The organism is Kitasatospora sp. NPDC091335, from assembly GCF_044757205.1.
Taxonomy (GTDB): Bacteria; Actinomycetota; Actinomycetes; order Streptomycetales; family Streptomycetaceae; genus Kitasatospora.
In genome coordinates, this window is the sequence record NZ_JBIVUM010000011.1 from 56,180 (window position 1) to 75,212 (window position 19,033).

Consider the following 19,033-nt stretch of genomic DNA (forward strand, 5'->3'; position numbering starts at 1 on the left):
TTCCCACTCCACGCCGACCGCGTCCCCGGCCTCAGCGGTTTCCGACCGCCTGCTTGACCAGCGTCCGCCCGAAGTCCCACATCAGGCCGCTCCCCCGGTGGGCCTCGTCCATGATCCCGGTGAAGGCGTCCACGAACCGGTCCACGTCGCGCTCGGTGATGATCAGCGGTGGAATCAGCTTGATCACTTCCAGGTGGTCTCCGGACACCTGGGTCAGGATCCGGTGCCGTTGCAGCAGCGGCACCACGACCATCTGCGCGAAGAGCCCCTTGCGCGCCGCCTGGAGCGCGGCCCAACCGGTGCGCAGCTTGAGCGACTTGGGCCGGCCGAACTCGATCCCGATCATCAGTCCGCGCCCGCGCACCTCGGCGAGCAGTTCGTACCTGTCGACCAGCGCGGCCAGCCGCTCGCGGAGGTGATCGCCCACCTTGCGCGCGTTCTCCACCACCTGCTCGTCGTGCATCACCTCCAGGGTCGCCAGCCCGGCCGCCATGGCCTGGGCGTTGGACCCGAAGCTGGCCGAGTGCACCAGCACCCGGTCCATCGAGGAGTACACCTTCTCGAAGATCCAGCTCTTGCCGAGCGTGGCCCCGACCGGCACGTACCCGCCGGACAGCGCCTTGGCCGCACAGACCAGGTCGGGCAGCACTCCGTCCTCGTGCTGGTAGGCGAAGAACTCGCCGGTGCGGCCGAGACCGGTCTGCACCTCGTCGCAGATCAGCAGCGCCCGGTGCTCGTGCAGCAGGGCCTGGGCGGCGCGCAGCCAGCCGGGCGGCGGCGCCTGGACGCCCTTGCCCTGGATCGGCTCGACGATCAGCCCGGCGACGTCGCCGCGCTTCAACTCCTTGGCCAGCGCGCCGATGTCGCCGAGCGGGATGGCGGTGTCCGGCAGCAGCGGGTCGAAGCCCTTGCGGAAGCCGCTCTCCCCGTTGACCGAGAGCGAGCCGGTGGTCAGGCCGTGGAAGGCGTGGTCGGCGTAGAGGATCCGCCGGCGCCCGGTGGCGTACCGGGCGAACTTCAGCGCGGTCTCCACCGCCTCGGTGCCGCTGTTGCCGAAGAACACCCGGTCCAGCCCGGGGGTGCGGGAGAGCAGCCGCTCGGCCAGCAGCCCGGGCAGCGGCGAACAGTCGAAGCGGACCAGGTCCGGCAGGTCGAGGTCCATCACCTGCCGGACCGCCGAGCGCACCACCGGGTGGTGGCGGCCGAGCGCGAAGATCCCGAAGCCGGCCAGCATGTCGAGGTACTCGTTGCCCTCGGCGTCGTAGAAGTACTGGCCCCGGGCGCGCTCGTAGTACTTGTCGAAGCCGATCGTGTGCAGCATCCGCGGCAGCTGCGGGTTGAGGTAGCGACTGTGCAACTCGTAGCGCTCGCCGCCTCGTTCGGCGATCAGCGCGGCGAGGTCGAAGGCGGGGCGGTCTGGGTCAGCCGGCATGGCGCGGGTTCGCTCCTCGGGTCGGTAGCAGGTTCTTGGCGACGACGGCGGTCTGCGCGGCGACCCCGGTCCCGGTCAGCCCGGCCTCCTCCAGGATCTCCCCGCGCGAGGCGTGGCCGAGGAACTCCTGCGGCAGGCCGAGCACCCGCACCGGCACGTCCACGTCGGCGTCGCGCAGCGCCTGGGCGACGGCCGAACCGACGCCTCCGGTACGGCCGTTGTCCTCGACGGTGACCACCAGCCGGTGAGCGGCGGCCAGTTCGGACAGCACCGGGTCGACCGGCTTGACCCAGCGCGGGTCGACCACAGTCGCGGTGAAGCCCTCGGCGAGCAGCAGCCGGGCCGCGTCCAGACAGGCGGAGGCGGTGGTACCGACCGCGACCAGCAGGATCTCCGGTTCCCGCCCGGTGCGCAGCAGCACGTCCACCCCGCCGATCCGCTCGACGGCCGGCACCGCGGGCCCGACGTTGCCCTTCGGGAAGCGCACGACGGTCGGCGCGTCCCCGACCTCGACGGCCTCCCGCAGCTGGGCCCGCAGCTGCTCGGCGTCGCGCGGCGCGGCGAGCCGCAGGCCTGGCACGACCTGGAGGATCGACATGTCCCACATGCCGTTGTGCGAGGCCCCGTCCGGCCCGGTCACCCCGGAGCGGTCGAGCACGAAGGTGACGCCCAGCCGGTGCAGGGCGACGTCCATCAGCACCTGGTCGAAGGCCCGGTTGAGGAAGGTCGCGTACACCGCGACCACCGGGTGCAGCCCGGCGGTGGCCAGGCCCGCCGCGCTGGTGACGGCGTGCTGCTCGGCGATGCCGACGTCGAAGGTGCGGTCCGGGAAGGCCTTGGCGAACGGGGCCAGGCCCACCGGCTGGAGCATCGCCGCGGTGATCGCCACCAGGTCGGGCCGCTCGGCCCCGAGCGTGACCAGCTCGTCCCCGAACACCGACGTCCAGGAGACCCCGCCGCTGGGCGAGATCGGCAGACAGGTGTACGGGTCGATCGGGTTGACGGCGTGGAAGCGGTCGGCCTCGTCCTGCTCGGCCGGGCGGTAGCCGCGCCCCTTGACGGTGAGGCAGTGCACGATCACCGGACCGCCGAAGTTGCGGGCCTGGCGAAGGGCCTGCTCGACCGCGCCCAGGTCGTGGCCGTCGATCGGCCCGAGGTACTTGAGGCCGAGGTCCTCGAACATGCCCTGCGGGGCGAAGGCGTCCTTGAACCCCTTCTTGGCGCCGTGCAGCGCGTCGAAGATCGGCTGGCCGACCAGCGGGGTCCGCTGCAGGGCCTCCTTGCCGAGCGCGAGGAAGCGCTCGTAGCCCTGGGTGGTGCGCAGGGTGGCCAGGTGGTTGGCGAGGCCGCCGACGGTCCTGGCGTAGGAGCGCTCGTTGTCGTTGACGACGATGACCAGCGGCCGGTCGCGGGCCTCGGCGATGTTGTTGAGCGCCTCCCAGGCGAGCCCGCCGGTGAGCGCGCCGTCGCCGATCACCGCGACGGTGTGCCGGTCGTGCTGGCCGAGCAGCCGGGCGGCCTTGGCCAGGCCGTCGGCGTAGGAGAGCGCGGTGGAGGCGTGCGAGTTCTCCACCAGGTCGTGTTCGGACTCGCCCCGCGAGGGGTACCCGGAAAGGCCGCCGCGCATCCGCAGCCGGGTGAAGTCCTGCCGGCCGGTGAGCAGTTTGTGGACGTAGCTCTGGTGGCCGGTGTCGAAGACGATCCGGTCGTACGGCGAGTCGAAGACCCGGTGCAGCGCGATGGTCAGCTCCACCACGCCGAGGTTGGGCCCGAGGTGGCCGCCGGTGCGGGTGACGGCGTCGATCAGGAAGTCGCGGATCTCGTCGGCGAGCAACGGGAGTTCGACCGCCGGGAGCTTGCGCAGCTCGGCCGGGGACGTGACGCGGGAGAGCAGTGACATGGGTACACCTCACGACTCGAAGCGGTGCGGTGATGCCTCCGCCCCGGGGGGGGGGGAGAGACGGGCTTGGTGCCCATCCCCCTCGGGGGCGGAGCCGGCCCGGGCGCGTGGGGCCCGGGCCGGGGTGCCGACCTGGAGGTCAACTCCCGTTTCAGCGGCCGCGGTTGCCGCTTACGGTCTCGGTGATCGCGCGCAGCGACTGCTGCAACGACCCCATGGTCGCGAGGACGGCGGTCGGCTCGTAGCCGCAGTGCGCCATGCAGTTCTCGCAGCGCGGGTCCCTGCCGCGGCCGTACTTGCTCCAGTCGGTCTGTTCGACCAGCTCGCGGTAGGTCGGCACGTAGCCGTCCGCCATCAGGTAGCAGGGCCGCTGCCAGCCGAACAGCGAGTAGTTGGGGATGCCCCAGGGAGTGCACTCGAAGTCGGCCTTGCCCTCCAGGAAGTCCAGGAAGAGCGGGCTGTGGTTGAGCCGCCAGCGCCGGCGGTTGCCGTCGGCGAAGGCCTTGCGGAAGAGCTCCCTGGTCTGCTCCACACCGAGGAAGTGTTCCTGGTCGGGGGCCTTCTCGTAGGCGTAGGCGGGCGAGATCATCATCTCGTCCACCTTGAGCTCGTCGTTGAGGTAGTCCAGGACGTCGATGACGGTCTGCGCGGTGTCGGTGTTGAAGAAGGTGCTGTTGGTGGTGACCCGGAAGCCGCGCCGCTTGGCCTCCTTGATCGCCGCCACCGCCTCGTCGAAGGTGCCCTCCTTGGCCACCGACTCGTCGTGCCGCTCGCGCAGGCCGTCGATGTGCACCGCGAAGGTGAAGTACGGCGAGGGCGTGAACTTGTCCATCTTCTTGCGCATCAGCAGCGCGTTGGTGCAGAGGAACACGTACTTGCGGCGCTCGACCAGCTGCCGGACGATCTCGTCGATCTGCGGGTGCATCAGCGGCTCGCCACCGGCGATCGAGACCATCGGCGCACCCGACTCCAGGACCGCGCCGACCGCCTGGGCCACGGGCATCCGCTGCTTCAGCACGCCCGCCGGGTGCTGGATCTTGCCGCAGCCCTCGCAGGCGAGGTTGCACGCGAAGAGCGGTTCCAGCTCCACGATCAGCGGGAACTTGTCCCGTCGCTTGAGCAGCTTCTGCTGCATGAGGTAGGTGCCGACCCGCAACGTCTGGCGCAACGGCATGGCCATGGCTAGCTCGCCTCCTGAGGGAGCGTCGAGGATGTGGGGTGGTTCAGGTCTGCGGAGCCCGGCGCGCGCTCCTGCCGGTACCAGTCGACCAGGGCGGGCACCGTCGCCCGCAGGGTCCGCCAGGCGCGCACCCCGGCGGGGAGGGTGCCGGGCCGCAGCAGCTCGTGCTCGGGAGTGTCCACCACCACCCGCAGGACGGCCACCGGCAGCGCGGGCCGCACCTCGCGCAGCGCGGCCAGGACGGCGGCGGCCTCCATGTCGACGGCGAGCGCGCCCTGGAGGTGCAGGGCCCGCCGTTCGATGCCGCGCACCACGTGGTCGGCGGTGTGGTGCGCCCCGGTGTGGACGCTCAGGCCGCGCGCCTTCAGCGCCCCGGTCAGCGCCTCCCCGGAGTCCAGCGGATACAGGTGGCCCTCGGCGTTGCGCACGCCGTCGGCGGCGACCACGTCGCCCGGCAGCACACCGGGGCCGAGCGCGGCGCCGAACCCGGCCACCACCACGGCGCCGTAGCCGTCGGGCGCGGAGCCGAGCAGCCGCCGCACGGCCAGCCCGGCGCGCCGCCGGCCGACCCCGGTGCGCACCAGCACCGGGGACCCTCCGGCGGAGCCGCGCCAGTCACCGCCGCGCAGGGCCCACACCTCGGGGCCCAGGGCGCAGAGCACCAGCAGGGGGGCGGTGGTCACCGCGCCGCCCCGATCTGCGGAGTGCCGTCGGTCCGGATCGTGCCCGGCTCGCCGTTGAGGTAGCGGCCGAGCGCGGTGATCGGGAAGACCAGCCGGTACAGGTGGTAGTTGATGGAGAAGTCCCACGGGAACCCGGTGCCGGTGAACTGCGGTTCGTCCCAGGTGCCCTCGGGTAGCTGGGTGCGCACCAGCCACTCCACGCCGCCTTCCACCGCCGGGTTGGCCCGGCCCCTCGGCCCCTCGCCGGCCGCGAGCAGCGCCATCAGCGCCCACGCGGTCTGCGAGGCGGTGGAGTCGCCGCGCCCGGCCCAGCGCGCCGGGTCGTCGTAGGAGCGCATGTCCTCGCCCCAGCCGCCGTCGGCGTTCTGCCGGTCCTCCAGCCAGCGCACCGCCCGGCGGATCGCCGGGTGCTCGTCCGGGACCCCGGCCGCCACCAGGGCGGGCAGCACCGAGCCGGTGCCGTAGATGTAGTTGGTGCCCCAGCGGCCGAACCAGGAGCCGTCCGCCTCCTGGTTGCGCAGCAGCCACTCGATGCCGCGCCGGGTCCTGGGGTCGCGGGAGCGGCCGGTCTCCGCGAGCATCTCCACCACGTGCGCGGTGACGTCGGCGGACGGCGGGTCGACCACCTCGCCGAAGTCGCAGAACGGCAGCTTGTTGGGCAGGGTGCTGGTGTTGTCCACGTCGAAGGCACCCCAGGCGCCGTTCTTGGACTGCATGCCGAGGTTCCACAGCACGCCCCGGTCCATCGCCGCGTCCACCTTGGCCTGGTCGGGGTGGGCGACCCTGCGCAGCGCCAGCACCACCTCGGCGGTGTCGTCGATGTCGGGGTAGGTCTCGTTCTCGAACTCGAAGGCCCAGCCGCCGGCGGGGAGCCCGGGCCGCTGGACGGCCCAGTCGCCGCGCTTGCGGATCTCCTCGCCGAGCATCCAGTCGACGGAGGAGACCAGGGCCGGGTGGTCGGCCGGCACCCCGCCGTCGACCAGCGCGATGGTGGCCAGGCAGGTGTCCCAGACGGGCGACTGGCAGGCCTCCAGCCAGCGCTTGCCGTCCTCGGTGTGCACGGTGAAGCGGTCGAAGGAGGAGAGGCCGGCCTTCATCACCGGGTGCTCCAGCTCGTAGCCCTCCAGGTGCAGGGCGATCAGCGAGTAGACGGCCGGGGGCTGGATGCCGCCCCAGCAGCCGTCGGCCTCCTGCCGTTCGACGATCCAGCGGCAGGCCTGCGCCACGGCGAGCCGGCGCAGCGGGCGGAAGGCCCGGCGGTGGTAGGCGTGCAGCGCCTTGTCGAGGCGCTCGAAGAGGCCGTCCCAGGTGTTGGCGGGGGCGAGCGGCCGGCGGGGGTACGGGTCGTCCGGGTCGGTGTGCAGCTCGGTGAGCGCGAAGGGGGCCGGACGGACCGGGCGGTGCGCCGAGACGACGGTCAGCGGGACGATGGTCTGGCGGGCCCAGCAGCCGAAGGCGTAGATGTTCAGCGGCAGCCACCTGGGCAGGAAGATGATCTCCGGCGGCATCTCGGGCAGCCGCTCCCAGGGCCACCAGCCGAACAGGGCGAGCCAGATCCGGGTGAACACCCGGGCGGCCGCGATGCCCCCTGCGGAGCGGACGTAGCGCGCGGCGGCCAGCATGTGCGGGGCGTTCGGGTCGTCTCCGGCCAGCTTGAGCGCGACGTACGCCTCGACGGTGGTGGACAGTTCGGGCGGCCCGCCGTGGAAGGTGCCCCAGGTGCCGTCCTCGCGCTGCTGGGAGCGGATCCACTCGGCGGTGGCCCTGGTCTGCTCCTCGGTGCGGATTCCCAGGAACTGGCGGAGCAGTAAGTCCTCGGCGTCCATGGTGACGTTGGTCTCCAGGTCGCCCTTCCACCAGCCTTCGGAGGACTGCAGCGAGAGCAGGTGGGTGGTGGCGCGGGCCAGGGCCTCCCGCGCGTCGGCCGGTCTGAGGTCAGCCTCACCGGCCGGCCGCAGCTGGTCGGTGTCCTCGGGCTGCCACCGCCCCGTACCCAGCAGGGCCGGGGGGCGGTCGCCCACCGCGACCGGCTCGGAATCGTACTCAGGGTCGAGCCGGCCGTCCGCGGTTGCTGTCAACGTAACGTCACCTCTCTCGTACCACCACGAATTCGGCGAGTGCGACGAAGTGCTCGCGCACCTCGTCGGTCATGGGCACCTCGTCCAGGGCGGCGAGGGCAGTCGTGTGCCGGCGGCGGGCCTCCTCCTGGGTCCAGGCACGGCCGCCGGCCTCCTCGATCAGCGCGGCCCGGGCGGCGAGCTCGGGCTCGCTCTCCTCTCCGCGTCCCTTGGGGTCGGCCAGTTGCTCGGCGAGCCGGCGCGAGGCGGCTCCGCCCTCGGCCAGTGCGGCGGCCACCGGAAGGGACTTCTTGCGCTGGCGCAGGTCCCCCCAGTGCGGCTTGCCGGTGACCTCGGTGGCACCCCAGATGCCGAGCAGGTCGTCCACCGCCTGGAAGGCCAGGCCCAGGTGGTGGCCGTAGCGCTGGAGCGCGTCGGAGACCTTGTCGTCGGCGCCGGCCAGGACCGCGCCGATCGCCGAGGCGGCGGCCAGCAGGGCCGCCGTCTTGCCGCCCTCCATCTCCAGGCACTCCGCGACGGTGACGCTGTCGCGCTGTTCGAAGGCGACGTCCATGGCCTGGCCGTCGATCAGCCGGCGGGTCGCCGTGGTGAGCAGCCGGACGGCCCGCGCGGCGTCGGTGGCGCTCGTGCCGCCGGTCACCGCGGCGTCGAGCAGCACCTCGGTGCCGAGCGTCGCCAGGGCGTCGCCGACCAGGATCGCCTGGGCCGGCCCGAAGACCGTCCAGGCGGTGGCCCGGTGCCGTCGGGTCTCGTCACCGTCCATCAGATCATCATGGAGGAGGGAGAAGTTGTGCACCAGTTCAACCGCGACCCCGCCCGGCACCCCCACCTCGGCCGCCGCGCCGGTGGCCCGGGCGGACAGCAGCGCCAGCGCCGGGCGCACGGCCTTGCCGCCGTCGCCGGTCACCGGGGTGCCGTCCCGGTCGATCCAGCCGAAGTGGTACGCGGCGACGGTGTCCATGGGTGCGGCCAAACGGGCGACGGCGGCCCGTAGCGGCGGAGTGCACAGCGTGCGGCTGCGGGCGAGCAGCTCCGGCACCGAGACCGGTTCGGCGTGCGCCGTGCCTCCGACGGCGAAGCCGGTGCGTGACTCCACGTGCGTTCCCTCTCCCTCGTGGTGCCGGACCGCACGGGGCGGCCGGGTGCCGTCGGTGCGGCTGGTGTCGAATCCTGTGGTGCCGGTGCGAGTGGCGCCGGTGCGGCCGCTCGGGTCGCTCCCGGTGGTTGCCCCGGTGCGCACGACGGTACGCCCGTCGGCTCTGGCGGGCTCTCCGGCAGCGGGGCCCGCCGTCACCTGGGCCACCTCCCGTCGCCGCGGTCCACCGGCACCCGGGTGCCGCCCACGGCGAGCGCGGCGTCGGCCGCGGCGTGGCCACTGCGCACGGCCCCTTCCATGGTCGCGGGCCAGCCGGTGGCCGTCCACGAGCCGGCCAGCAGCAGGCCGGGGACCTCGGTGCGGGCGGACGGCCGCAGCGCCCCGTTGCCCGGGGCCGGGTCGAAGGTCGCGGTGCGCTCCCGGGTGACGAAGAAGTCCAGCACCTCGGCCCCGGCCGCGGCCGGCAGCAGCCGGCCCAGCTCGGGCAGGTAGCGGCGGCGCAGCTCGGCGACCGGCAGGTCGATCTCGTCCTGCGCGTCGGACTGCGACAGCGCCAGGTACTGGGCACCCGGATGGGCCCGGCCCAACGGGGTGGCGGCCAGCCCGGAGTGCGCGGTCCGGTCGAAGACCCACTGGACCGGGGAGCCGAGCGCGGCGAAGAACGGCCGGCGCAGCACCTTGCGGTCGTAGATCACGTGCACGTTGAGGATCGGCGCGGTGCCGAAGCCCGCCAGCCGGTCCTGTCCCGGGATCGCGTTCGGCGGCAGCAGCGCGGCCGCGCTGTCCTGGGCGCCCGCCAGGACGACGGTGTCGGCGGTGAGCAGTTCCCCGCTCTCCAGCCGGACGGCGTGCTGCGGCGCGGCCGGCTTGAGCTCGGCCACCCGGGCCCGCAGCAGCACCCGGACGCCGGCCCGCTCCAGCTCGGCGAGCGCCCGGTCGTGGTGGATGGTGCCGAGCGGGACGGCGGCGACGCCGATGTCGGAGGCGCCGGGGTCGGAGAGCAGGCCGGTCTTGAACACCATCCCGGCGAGCGCCATCGACACCTGGTCAGCCCTGGCGTTCAGAGTGGCGACGCCGACCAGGTCCCACAGCGCGGCCAGGGTGGCGGCGTTCTGCCCGTTGCGGCGCAGCCACTCGCCGAAGGAGATCCCGTCCAGCGCCGGGTCGGCGAGGTCCAGGCCCTTCAGGGCGAGCGCGCCGCGGACGACCCGGGCGCGGTCGGCCGGGGCCAGGTGCGGGTAGCGGGCCAGGCTGCCGGCCAGGTGCAGCGGGACGGGCAGGCCGGCCCGGCGCAGCCGCCCGAGGGTGCGCACCGGCGCGGCCTCGGGCCCGGTGACGGAGAGTACCGGGACGTCGAGGCGGTCCTGGAGGTGGACCAGCCGGGTGGCGCCGAGGCGCTCCAGCAGGCCGCGGTAGGCGGTGCAGCAGCGCAGGTAGACGTGCTGGCCGTTGTCGACGGTCAGCTCGCCGCGCTGGAAGGAGAAGGCCAGGCCGCCCAGCCGGGGCCGGCCCTCGGCGAGGGTGACCCGGTGGCCCGCCTCGGCGAGGCGCAACGCGGTGGTGATCCCGGCCAGACCGCCGCCGACCACGACGGCGGCCGGGCGCGCGGCATCGGCTCGCCCGGTCATCGGCCCTCCCCCTCGCAGTCGGTGGACCGCCCGCAGGCGGTCGCTGAAGCCGGTACTCGTTCGGTCAACACGGAACTACCCACACGTGATTCCCCGCTGACACAGCGTGACAGAAGTGCGGTGAGAATCAAGAACGCCCCCCGGCGAGCCCGGAAAGCGCCACGTACGCCTTCTCCCAGCCCGGCAGCGAGACCCGGCCGCGCAGCACCGACTCCGGGTCGGCGGCGATCCGGCCGAGCAGCCGGTGGTAGATCCCGGCCATCGCGGCCGTGCAGGCGCGGCTGCGGCGGTCGAGCATCGGCAGCAGCCGCAAGCCCTCCTCGAAGGCGGCCTGGGCGCGGGCGGCCTCGAAGGCCACCAGGCCGGTGAAGTCCGCGCCGAGCGGCGGTCTGGGGAGGGCGAAGCCCTGCTCGCAGCCGAACCGGGCCAGGTCCTCGGTGGGCAGGTAGGTGCGGCCGTTCAGGGCGTCCTCGCGCAGGTCGCGCAGGATGTTGGTGAGCTGCAGGGCGAGGCCCAGGGTGTCCGCGTACTCCGCCCCGCGCTCGGGGTCGTCGCAGCCGTAGACGCCCAGCGAGAGCCGGCCGATCGCGCCGGCCACGCAGCGGCAGTAGACCTTCAGTTCCTCGTAGCTCTGGTACTCGGCGCCCTTGAGGTCCATCTCGACGCCGTCGATCAGTTCGTCGAAGCCGCCGAGCGGGATCGGGAAGCGCCGGGCCGCGTCGGCCAGGGCGACCTTGATCGGGTCGGTGTCGTCCTCGGCGACCACCCCGGAGCGGACCTCGTCCACCAGTTCCCGGGTGCGCAGCAGCGCCTCGGCCTTGCGGTCGTCCGGGAGGTCGCCGTCGCCGATGTCGTCCACCCGGCGGGCCAGGGCGTACAGGGCCGACATGGCCAGCCGCTTGGGTTCGGGCAGCAGCCTGATGCCGTAGCTGAAGTTGCGCGCCTGTAGCCCGGTGACTGCCTCGCAGTACCGGTACGCCGCCATGACCTGGGCCGACGCCAGTGGTGATGCCGCCACTCGGGCGTTCACCTTCCCTTCGCGAAGATGGCCGCCGCCTTCGCTGCGAGGCGGCGTCTGTCCGGCTTCGCCTGCTGTGCGAGTACGTCGTACCCGGCGTCCTCGACGGCCGCCAGGGCCGCGTAGCCGCCTGCGGTGAATCCCGCCAGGAGCAGTCGGAGCCTCCCCCGAACCGTACCTACCAATGGTGCGCCGCGATCGAGCAGGGTGCGGGCCCGCTCGACCTCGAAGGCGATCAGCTCGCGTACGGCGCCGCTCGCGGAGGGCGCGGCGAGGTCGGCCTCGGTGACGCCGAAGCGGGCGAGGTCCTCGGCGGGCAGGTAGATCCGGCCGTGGGAGAGGTCCTCGGCCACGTCCTGGAGGTGTTCGACCACCTGGAGGCCGCTGCACACGGCGTCGGAGAGCTCGATCCGCTCGGGGGTGGAGACGCCGGCGATGGCCAGCACCAGGCGGCCGACCGGGTCGGCCGAGAGCGTGCAGTAGCCGATCAGGTCGTCGTAGGTGGCGTAGCGGGCGGTGGTCTGGTCCACCCGGTTGGCCTCGATCAGTCGGCGGAACGGCTCGGGGGTGAGGCCGTGGCGGTCGACCAGCGGGACGAGGGCGCTCAGCAGCGGGTGGCGGGGGCGGTCGGCATCGGCTCCGGAACCGCCGGCGTTGCGCAGTGCGGTCTCGAACACCCGGTCGAGGTCCCGCTCCAGCCCGTCGAGCAGCGCGAGCCGGAAGGCGGTCTCCTGCGCGGTGGGCGGCCCCGACTGGTCCGAAGGGGTGGCGGGGGGCGTCCGCTCGACCCCGAGCAGGCGGGCGGTGGCGGCCGGGTCGGCCAGGTCGCCGTCGCCGGCGTCGTCGACCAGGCGGGCGAAGCCGTACACCGCCATCAGGTCGTCGCGCCAGGCCGCGGGCAGGAAGAACGGGGCGACCGGGAAGTTCTCCACACCCGCCTTCTCCAGGGTCTGTCCCGCGGAAGGGTTCACCGGCGTATCACTGGGCTGGGCCGAAGCCGACACTGCTCTCACTCCCCCGTTCTACACCGCTTGGCACGACCGGCCCGACTCGGACACGCGTCCGAGCGCGGGCGCGGCGCACGGCACAGCGCCCCCGCGCCCACCAGCCTGGCACCACCGGGCGCGCCGGAGAAGAGCGCCCCGCCAGGGGGCCGCGGACGCTCACCCCGGCGGCGGGGCCGGCCGGGGCCGCGGGCAGCACCAGGGGCCGGTCCCGGAGATCCGGGACCGGCCCCTGTGCGGCACCGAGGCTACGGGCGCTCGCCGCGCTCGTAACGGCCGACGACCTCGTCGGTCGGGCCGTCCATGATCAGCTCGCCGGCCTCGATCCAGATCGTCCGCTCGCAGACCTCGCGGACCGAGTTGTTGTCGTGGCTGACCAGGAAGACCGTACCGGCGGACCCGCGCAGTTCCTCGATCCGCCGCTTGCTGCGCTGCTGGAAGGCCTGGTCGCCGGTGGCGAGGGCCTCGTCGATCAGCAGCACGTCGTGGGTCTTCGCGGCCGCGATCGAGAAGCGCAGCCGGGCGCCCATGCCGGAGGAGTAGGTGCGCATCGGCAGGGAGATGAAGTCGCCCTTGTCGTTGATGCCGGAGAAGTCGACGATCTCCTGGTAGCGCGCCCGGACCTGGGCCGGGCTCATGCCCATCGCCAGGCAGCCGAGGATGACGTTGCGCTCACCGGTGAGCTCGTTCATCAGTGCGGCGTTGACGCCCAGCAGCGAGGGCTGGCCGTTGGTGTAGATGCCGCCCTTCTCGGTCGGCAGCAGGCCCGCGATGGCCGCCAGCATGGTCGACTTGCCGGAGCCGTTGGAGCCGATCAGACCGATCGCCTCACCCTTGTACGCGGTGAAGCTGATGCCCTTGACCGCGTGCACCTCGCGCACACCGGCCGAGCGCTTGCGCTTGATGATGCGGCTCAGCGCCGAGGTGGCGCTGCCCTTGCCGGAGCCGGCGCCGTGCACCCGGTAGACGATGTGCACGTCGTCGACGACGACGGTGGGCTCGCGGGCCACGTCCGCGTCCCGCGGGGTGTCGCTCTTGCTCAGATCGAGGTCAGCCACGGCCGTACTCCTCCTCGGCCTTCCAGAAGAAGACGTATCCGACGACGAACATGCCGACGCCCCAGACGAGGCCGTACGCCCACTGGTGCGGCGGGAAGTTCTGGTGCACCGGCTGGTGCGGGTTGTAGATGACCGGCGCGAAGGCGTGCCGCAGCAGGTCCATGTAGATCGTGGCCGGGTTGAGCGACATCAGCGTCTGGATGTAGTGCGGCCAGGTCTGGATCTTGTCCTGGATGCTGAACATCACACCGGAGAGGAACATCCAGGCGCGCATCACGAACGGGATCAGCTGGGAGATGTCGCTGGTCTTGGCGCCGATCCGGGCCATCACCAGGGAGACGCCGGTGTTGAAGAGCGTCTGGAGGAGCAGCGCCGGGATGATCAGCAGCCAGGTCCGGCCCGGGGCGACGCCGGCGGCGAGCACGGTGACGACCAGCACGACCATCGAGATCATCAGCTGCTGGAGCTGGATCACGGTGAAGGCGATCGGGAGGCTGGCCCGGGGGAAGTGCAGCGCCCGGATCAGCCCGAGGTTGTCGGAGATCGCCCGGGTGCCGGACTGCACGGCGTTCTGGGTGAACTGGAAGACGAAGACGCCGATGCACAGCCACGCGATGTACGTGTTGTCCGGGAAGCCCTGCTTGCTCGCCAGGATCACGCCGAAGACCAGGTAGAACACGGCGCAGTTGAGCAGCGGGGTCACGACCTGCCAGAGCTGGCCGAGCTTGGCGTCGGTGTACTGGGCCACCAGGCGGGCGGTGGCGAAGGCCCAGATGAAGTGGCGTCGGGCCCAGAGCTGCTTGGTGTAGGCGACCAGGCCGGGACGGGCACCGCTCACCGCCAGACCGTACTTCTCCGCAAGCTGCTTGGGGGTCAGGCCCGCGTCCACCCCCCTGGGGGTCGAGAGGCTGACGGGTTCACTCACTGTCGACACATTCGTCCTTCACGCGGGATCGGTCGGGGCGGCCGGTCGGCGGGGGTCCGCCGGCCGTGCGCCGATGGGGATCCACTGGGGTCTCGGGGAAGCCGGCCGGTGTGTGGTCACCGGCCGAGGCGATCGATCATTCGACCTGATGCGATCAGATGATCGGTGGTCGGCCCAGCCTGGTCAGTCGCCAGACGGTACGCCACCGCATGGGCCGCCGCGGACCGCAGGGTTCGCGCCAGCCCGCCCGGAATCCGCCCCACCAGGCCTTCAGCGCCTCGGGGGAGGGGCGTCGGGCCAGGGTCAGCAGGAACCAGGTTCCCAGATAGAGAGGCACCAACAGGGCCGGAAGGTTCCGCCTCGCGAGCCAGACCCGGTTCCGGGCCACGTTGTGGAAGTAGCTGGCGTGGCGGGCGGGCGACGTCGTGGGGTGGTGCAGCACCACGTCCGCCCGGTAGTCGATGGCCCAGCCGGCGTCCAGCGCGCGCCACGCGAGGTCGGTCTCCTCGTGGGCGTAGAAGAACTCGGCGGGCAGCTGCCCGGCCTGCTCGAACACCTTGCAGCGCACCGCGCTCGCGCCGCCCAGGAAGGTGGTCACCCTGGAGGAGTGCAGCGGGTCGCTGGCGCGCAGCCGGGGGACGTGCCGGCGCTGGGTGACCCCGGTGTCCGGGTCCGCGATCCGGAAGGAGACGATGCCCAGTTCCGGGTCGGCGGTGAAGGCCTCGCGCAGCAGCCTGGCCGAGTCGGTGCGCGGCAGGTTGCCGTCGTCGTCCAGGAAGAGGACGGCGTCGACCTCCCGGCCGTCCGGGCCGAACAGCTCGATGCCGACGTTGCGGCCGCCCGGGATGCCGAGGTTCTCCGGCAACTCGACGGCGCGCACGCCCTCCGCCAGCGGGGGCAGCGGGGCTCCGTTGCCGACCACGGCCAGCTCGACCGCGGGGCCCTCCTGGGCGCGGACGGCCTCGATCAGGGCGTTGAGCTCGGCGGGCCGGTTGCCCATGGTGATGATCACGGCGCCGAGGCGGAAGTCCTCCGCAGTGCCCGCCGCGTTCATGCGCCCACCTCGCTCCGCTCGGCGGGGGCGTTCACCCACGCGTGCCTGTCGGTCATTCGCTCGCTCCGCCCACTCATCGCAGCCTGCTGGAGAGGACGATGCTCAGCAGGTGCAGCACGGTCTGGAGCATCGCGATCGCCGCCAGGACGACCACCGCGAGCCGGGTGAAGAGCAGCCCGCCGTGCACGGCGTCGGCGACCCCGGCGGCCAGGATGAACAGCGAGGCCTCGACCGCGCCGACCAGGCGGTGGAACTTCAGGAGGGAGGCCGCCTTGCGGGCCTTGGCGACGGAGGAGGACCGGGGCACCGAGGCGCTGTCCTCGACGGCCGTCAGGCCGCTGCGGGCCCTGGCCACGTCCACCAGGTCGGTCTCGGACTTGATCAGGATGGCGCCGAGCGCGGCCAGCGTGCCGAGGAAGGCCCACTCCCAGTGCGAGCCGCTGCCCTCGCGGTGCGGCAGGTCGGTGGCGCGCAGGCCGAGACCGGTCAGCAGGGCCGCCTCGGACATGTAGTGGCCGACCCGGTCCAGGTAGACGCCGGTGAGCGAGGTCTGCCGACGCCAGCGGGCCACCTCGCCGTCCACGCAGTCCAGCAGCAGGTAGACCTGGATCAGCACGGCGCCCAGGACCGCGCCCGCGATGCCCGGCACGACCAGCGCGGCACCGGCCAGGATGCCGGTGAACATCATCAGGTACGTCAGGCCGTTGGGCGTGATCGCCGTCATGGTGGAGAGCACGCGGGTGATCCGCAGCGAGATCTTCCGCATGTACAGGCGTCCGGCCCAGTGCTCGGCGCTGCGGCGCTGGAGCATCCCCTCCGGGTGGATCACCGCGCGCAGCTCCTCTGTCGAGGGCCGGCGGGTCAGGTCCACCGGGGGCCGTTGGGCGCCCGCGGTGGAGGGGTCAGCTGTTGACGGCTTGGACATAGTCGGCGTACGCGTCCCTGATTGCGGAAGGGGAGAGGTCGAGGTGTTCGAGGATGGTGAAGCGCCCCGGTCGGGTGTTCGGAGCGTAGTGCACCGCTTCGGTGAACTCCGCCTCCGTGAAGCCGATCTGAGCCGCGGTCACCGGCAGTCCGTGGCTCGCCAGGCGCTCCACGATCAGACCGGTCAGCTCACGCTCGCCCCGCAGGAAGCTGGCGAAGGCGGCGCCGAGGCCGACCTGTTCGCCGTGCTGGGCGGACCGCTTGGGGTACAGCACGTCCAGGGCATGCGAGATCTCGTGGCAGGCGCCCGACGAGGGCCGGGTGCTGCCGGCGATGTTCATCGCGATGCCGGACAGTACCAGGGCCTCCGCCAGCGCCGTCAGGAGGTCCTGGTCCTGCGTGCTTCCCGGGTGCCGCAGCAGGTTCTCGCCCGCCGAGCGGGCCATCGCGACGGCCAGCCCGTCCACCGGCTCACCGGTCACCGCGTGCGACAACTCCCAGTCCGCGCAGGCGGAGATGTTGGAGACGACGTCGCCCACGCCGGCCGCCACGAAGCGCTGCGGGGCCTGCCGGATCACGTCCAGGTCGACCACGATGCCGATCGGGCTGGGCACCCCGTACGAGCCGCGGCCGGCGTCGTTGTCCAGGGTGGAGACCGGGGAGCAGATGCCGTCGTGGGCCAGGTTGGTGGCGACCGCGACCAGCGGCAGGCCGACCCGGGCCGCGGCGTACTTGGCGGCGTCGATGATCTTGCCGCCGCCGAGGCCGACGATCGCGTCGTAGTGCCCGCCGCGCATCGCCTCGGCCAGCCGCACCGCGCTGTCCAGGCTGCCGTCGTCCACGTTGTACCAGTCGGCGCCGGGCAGGGCCGGCTCCAGGCGGAGGCGCATGGCCGCGCCGGAGCCGTTGCTGATCGCCACCGCGATCCGGCCCGAGGCCGACAGCCGCTGGTCCGCGAGGATGCCGCCGAGCGCGTCCAGCGCGCCCGGGCGGATCTCGACGAACAGCGGCGACGGGACCAGTCGGGTCAGTACCGGCACGCGATCTCCCGCGCCTTCTCCAGGTCGTCGTGGTTGTCGACCTCGACCCAGGAGACCTCGCCGATCGGCTGCACGTCGATCCGCAGGCCCCGGTTCACCATCTCCTGGTAGCCGTCCTCGTAGTACAGCTGCGGGTCGCGCTCGTAGGTGGCGCGCAGCGCGTCCGTCAGGTCGGCGGCCGCGGACGGGTTGATCACGGTGACGCCGATGTACTCGCCGCTCGCCTCGGCCGGGTCCATCAGCTTGGTGATGCGGCGCATGCCGGCGGCCGGGTCGACGACGACCTTCATCTCCTCGTCGGCGAGCTTCTTCACCGTGTCGAGGGCGAGCAGGATGCCGGGGGCGGTGCCGTTCTCGGTCAGGCGCCGGTTGCCCTCCAGCATGGTGCGCTGCACGGAGGCCGGGTGGACGGTGTCGCCGTTGGCGAGCAGCAGGCCCTCGGTGAACAGCTCACGGGCGCACCAGAGCGAGTAGGCGTTGTTCCACTCCTCGGCCTTGTCGTTCTCGACCAGGTGGAGCTTGACGCCGTACTTGCTCTCCAGGGCGTCCTTGCGGTCGTACACCGCCTCCTTGCGGTAGCCGACGACTATCGCGGCGTCGCGCAGTCCGACCTCGGCGAAGTTGCCGAGGGTGAGGTCCAGGACGGTCCGCTCCCCGTCGACCGGCACCAGCGCCTTGGGCAGGGTGTCGGTGTACGGGCGCAGCCGGCGGCCGGCGCCGGCTGCCAGAACGAGGCCGATCATGCGGGTCTCCTGATCCGTCGTGCTGTGCGCGGCGACCGTGCCGATGGCGGCGCCGCGGTTAGTCCGGAACGGTGTTCGACCGGGCCGGGCGGCGACGCGCCGGTGCCGGCACGGATCCGGGCACCGTGTCGTATGTGATGGTAGGCGACCGGGACGACCGGCCAGAACGCACCCGGAGCACCCGGGCCGACGACGGGCGGGCCCGGAGCCCGCCCACGGCCCGCCGGGGAGCCGCCCGGAGGGCGGACCCGGGGCGGGCTCGGGGCGGTCCGTGCGCGGACCCGGACTCCGTGGGGAGGGGGCACCGAGTCGGTCGAACAGAATTCGAACGCACCCCGAACGATTCTGCGAATCCGGTGACCCTTACGAAGGCTTTCCGGACCTTTCCCTGCCCGGTTTCCGACTTCTCCAGGTCATGATCCGCCCGGTTGTGCGTGGGACCCCTGCCGAGTGCCACCCATACGGCAGACTGGAGCCCGACGCCGGCGCCGGTGCCCCAGCTGTGTCCGCCGCACTCCACCCGGTGTGTCGGAGACGCCCGATGCTCCCGTTGCTCCCGCTCCCGAAAGAGGCCCCATGCCCCAGAGTCTGCCGACCGACCCGACGCACTTCGCCGCCGAGATCGACACCGGTCTCGACGTGGAGACCGATGTGTCGGTCGACCCCCGGGCCACCGGGTCCGCCCAGGCCGGGGCCGAGATCCTGCTGGAACTGGTCGACGACGAGGGCGTCACCATCGGCACCGCGGAGAAGCTCTGGGCCCACCAGCAGCCGGGCCGGCTGCACCGGGCGTTCTCGGTCTTCCTGTTCGACCGCCAGGGCCGGCTGCTGCTCCAGCGCCGGGCCCTCGGGAAGTACCACTCCCCCGGCGTCTGGTCGAACACCTGCTGCGGCCACCCGTACCCGGACGAGCCGCCGTTCGTCGCCGCCGCCCGGCGCACCGCCGAGGAGCTGGGCGTCGCACCGGCGTTGCTGTGTGAGGCGGGAACCGTCCGCTACGACCTGCCGGACGAGGCCTCCGGGCTGATCGAGCGGGAGTGGAACCACCTGTTCGTGGGCCTGGTCACCGCACCGGTCGAGCCGGACCCCGAGGAGGTCGACGACTTCGCCTTCGTGACCTCGCAGGAGCTGCGGGAGCTGCGGGCGGAGCGGCCGTTCTCGGTCTGGTTCGAGACGGTCTTCGAGGCCGCGCTGCCGGGCATCCGGGAGATCGCCGGGCGGGACTGGTAGTCCGGCCGCTCCGGCTGCCGACCGGCCGCTCCCGGGCCCG

16 protein-coding genes are annotated in these 19,033 nt (G+C 72.7%); 1 reads left to right on the forward strand and 15 read right to left on the reverse strand.

The annotated features are described in order from the left end of the window. Window positions 1-31: 31 nt before the first annotated feature. From ACIQOW_RS23240 to ACIQOW_RS23310, 15 genes are all read right to left on the reverse strand, one after another. Entirely contained in the window at window positions 32-1,432 is a 1,401-nt protein-coding gene (locus tag ACIQOW_RS23240; RefSeq protein WP_401087838.1) for an aspartate aminotransferase family protein, read from the reverse strand. Next, window positions 1,422-3,332, reverse strand: coding sequence for a 1-deoxy-D-xylulose-5-phosphate synthase (dxs, locus tag ACIQOW_RS23245; protein ID WP_401087839.1), 1,911 nt, complete (start codon window positions 3,330-3,332; stop codon window positions 1,422-1,424). The genes ACIQOW_RS23240 and dxs overlap by 11 nt, the downstream gene beginning before the upstream one ends. Before the next feature lie 151 nt (window positions 3,333-3,483). Continuing rightward, window positions 3,484-4,512 carry an adenosyl-hopene transferase HpnH gene (gene hpnH / locus ACIQOW_RS23250; RefSeq protein ID WP_401087841.1) on the reverse strand — a complete coding sequence of 343 codons (1,029 nt, stop codon included), beginning with the start codon at window positions 4,510-4,512 and terminating at the stop codon, window positions 3,484-3,486. A gap of 2 nt (window positions 4,513-4,514) precedes the next feature. Continuing rightward, window positions 4,515-5,195 (reverse strand): 1-hydroxy-2-methyl-2-butenyl 4-diphosphate reductase, encoded by a 681-nt coding sequence (locus tag ACIQOW_RS23255; RefSeq protein ID WP_401087843.1) that lies wholly within the window; start codon window positions 5,193-5,195, stop codon window positions 4,515-4,517. Beyond that, window positions 5,192-7,273 carry a squalene--hopene cyclase gene (gene shc / locus ACIQOW_RS23260; protein WP_401087845.1) on the reverse strand — a complete coding sequence of 694 codons (2,082 nt, stop codon included), beginning with the start codon at window positions 7,271-7,273 and terminating at the stop codon, window positions 5,192-5,194. Before shc ends, ACIQOW_RS23255 begins: the two co-directional genes overlap by 4 nt. Window positions 7,274-7,280: 7 nt before the next feature. Next, window positions 7,281-8,369: a polyprenyl synthetase family protein gene (locus ACIQOW_RS23265; protein WP_188297522.1), complete on the reverse strand. Its 1,089-nt coding sequence runs from the start codon at window positions 8,367-8,369 to the stop codon at window positions 7,281-7,283. Between the two features lie 194 nt (window positions 8,370-8,563). After that, window positions 8,564-9,997, reverse strand: coding sequence for a hydroxysqualene dehydroxylase HpnE (gene hpnE / locus ACIQOW_RS23270; protein ID WP_401087848.1), 1,434 nt, complete (start codon window positions 9,995-9,997; stop codon window positions 8,564-8,566). Window positions 9,998-10,124: 127 nt separating this feature from the next. Next, entirely contained in the window at window positions 10,125-10,982 is an 858-nt protein-coding gene (gene hpnD, locus ACIQOW_RS23275; RefSeq protein WP_401088179.1) for a presqualene diphosphate synthase HpnD, read from the reverse strand. Window positions 10,983-11,023: 41 nt separating this feature from the next. Further along, the gene (gene hpnC / locus ACIQOW_RS23280) at window positions 11,024-11,986 is read right to left on the reverse strand and encodes a squalene synthase HpnC (protein ID WP_401087849.1); all 963 of its coding nucleotides are present in this window, start codon (window positions 11,984-11,986) and stop codon (window positions 11,024-11,026) included. A gap of 281 nt (window positions 11,987-12,267) precedes the next feature. Continuing rightward, entirely contained in the window at window positions 12,268-13,077 is an 810-nt protein-coding gene (locus ACIQOW_RS23285; protein ID WP_401087851.1) for an ABC transporter ATP-binding protein, read from the reverse strand. After that, window positions 13,070-14,011, reverse strand: a complete 942-nt coding sequence (locus tag ACIQOW_RS23290) for an ABC transporter permease (protein ID WP_401087852.1) — start codon at window positions 14,009-14,011, stop codon at window positions 13,070-13,072. Before ACIQOW_RS23290 ends, ACIQOW_RS23285 begins: the two co-directional genes overlap by 8 nt. Window positions 14,012-14,156: 145 nt before the next feature. Beyond that, window positions 14,157-15,056 carry a glycosyltransferase family 2 protein gene (locus tag ACIQOW_RS23295; RefSeq protein WP_401087854.1) on the reverse strand — a complete coding sequence of 300 codons (900 nt, stop codon included), beginning with the start codon at window positions 15,054-15,056 and terminating at the stop codon, window positions 14,157-14,159. Window positions 15,057-15,129: 73 nt separating this feature from the next. Next, complete coding sequence (locus ACIQOW_RS23300; protein WP_401088180.1) at window positions 15,130-15,867, reverse strand: CDP-alcohol phosphatidyltransferase family protein; 738 nt, start codon at window positions 15,865-15,867, stop codon at window positions 15,130-15,132. A gap of 91 nt (window positions 15,868-15,958) precedes the next feature. Next, window positions 15,959-17,020: an iron-containing alcohol dehydrogenase family protein gene (locus ACIQOW_RS23305; protein WP_401087856.1), complete on the reverse strand. Its 1,062-nt coding sequence runs from the start codon at window positions 17,018-17,020 to the stop codon at window positions 15,959-15,961. Beyond that, the gene (locus ACIQOW_RS23310; protein ID WP_401087858.1) at window positions 17,008-17,763 is read right to left on the reverse strand and encodes a sugar phosphate nucleotidyltransferase; all 756 of its coding nucleotides are present in this window, start codon (window positions 17,761-17,763) and stop codon (window positions 17,008-17,010) included. The genes ACIQOW_RS23305 and ACIQOW_RS23310 overlap by 13 nt, the downstream gene beginning before the upstream one ends. 576 nt (window positions 17,764-18,339) lie before the next feature. On the opposite strand from ACIQOW_RS23310, the gene idi reads away from it, so the two are divergent. Continuing rightward, window positions 18,340-18,993, forward strand: coding sequence for an isopentenyl-diphosphate Delta-isomerase (gene idi, locus ACIQOW_RS23315; RefSeq protein WP_401087860.1), 654 nt, complete (start codon window positions 18,340-18,342; stop codon window positions 18,991-18,993). Window positions 18,994-19,033: the final 40 nt, after the last annotated feature.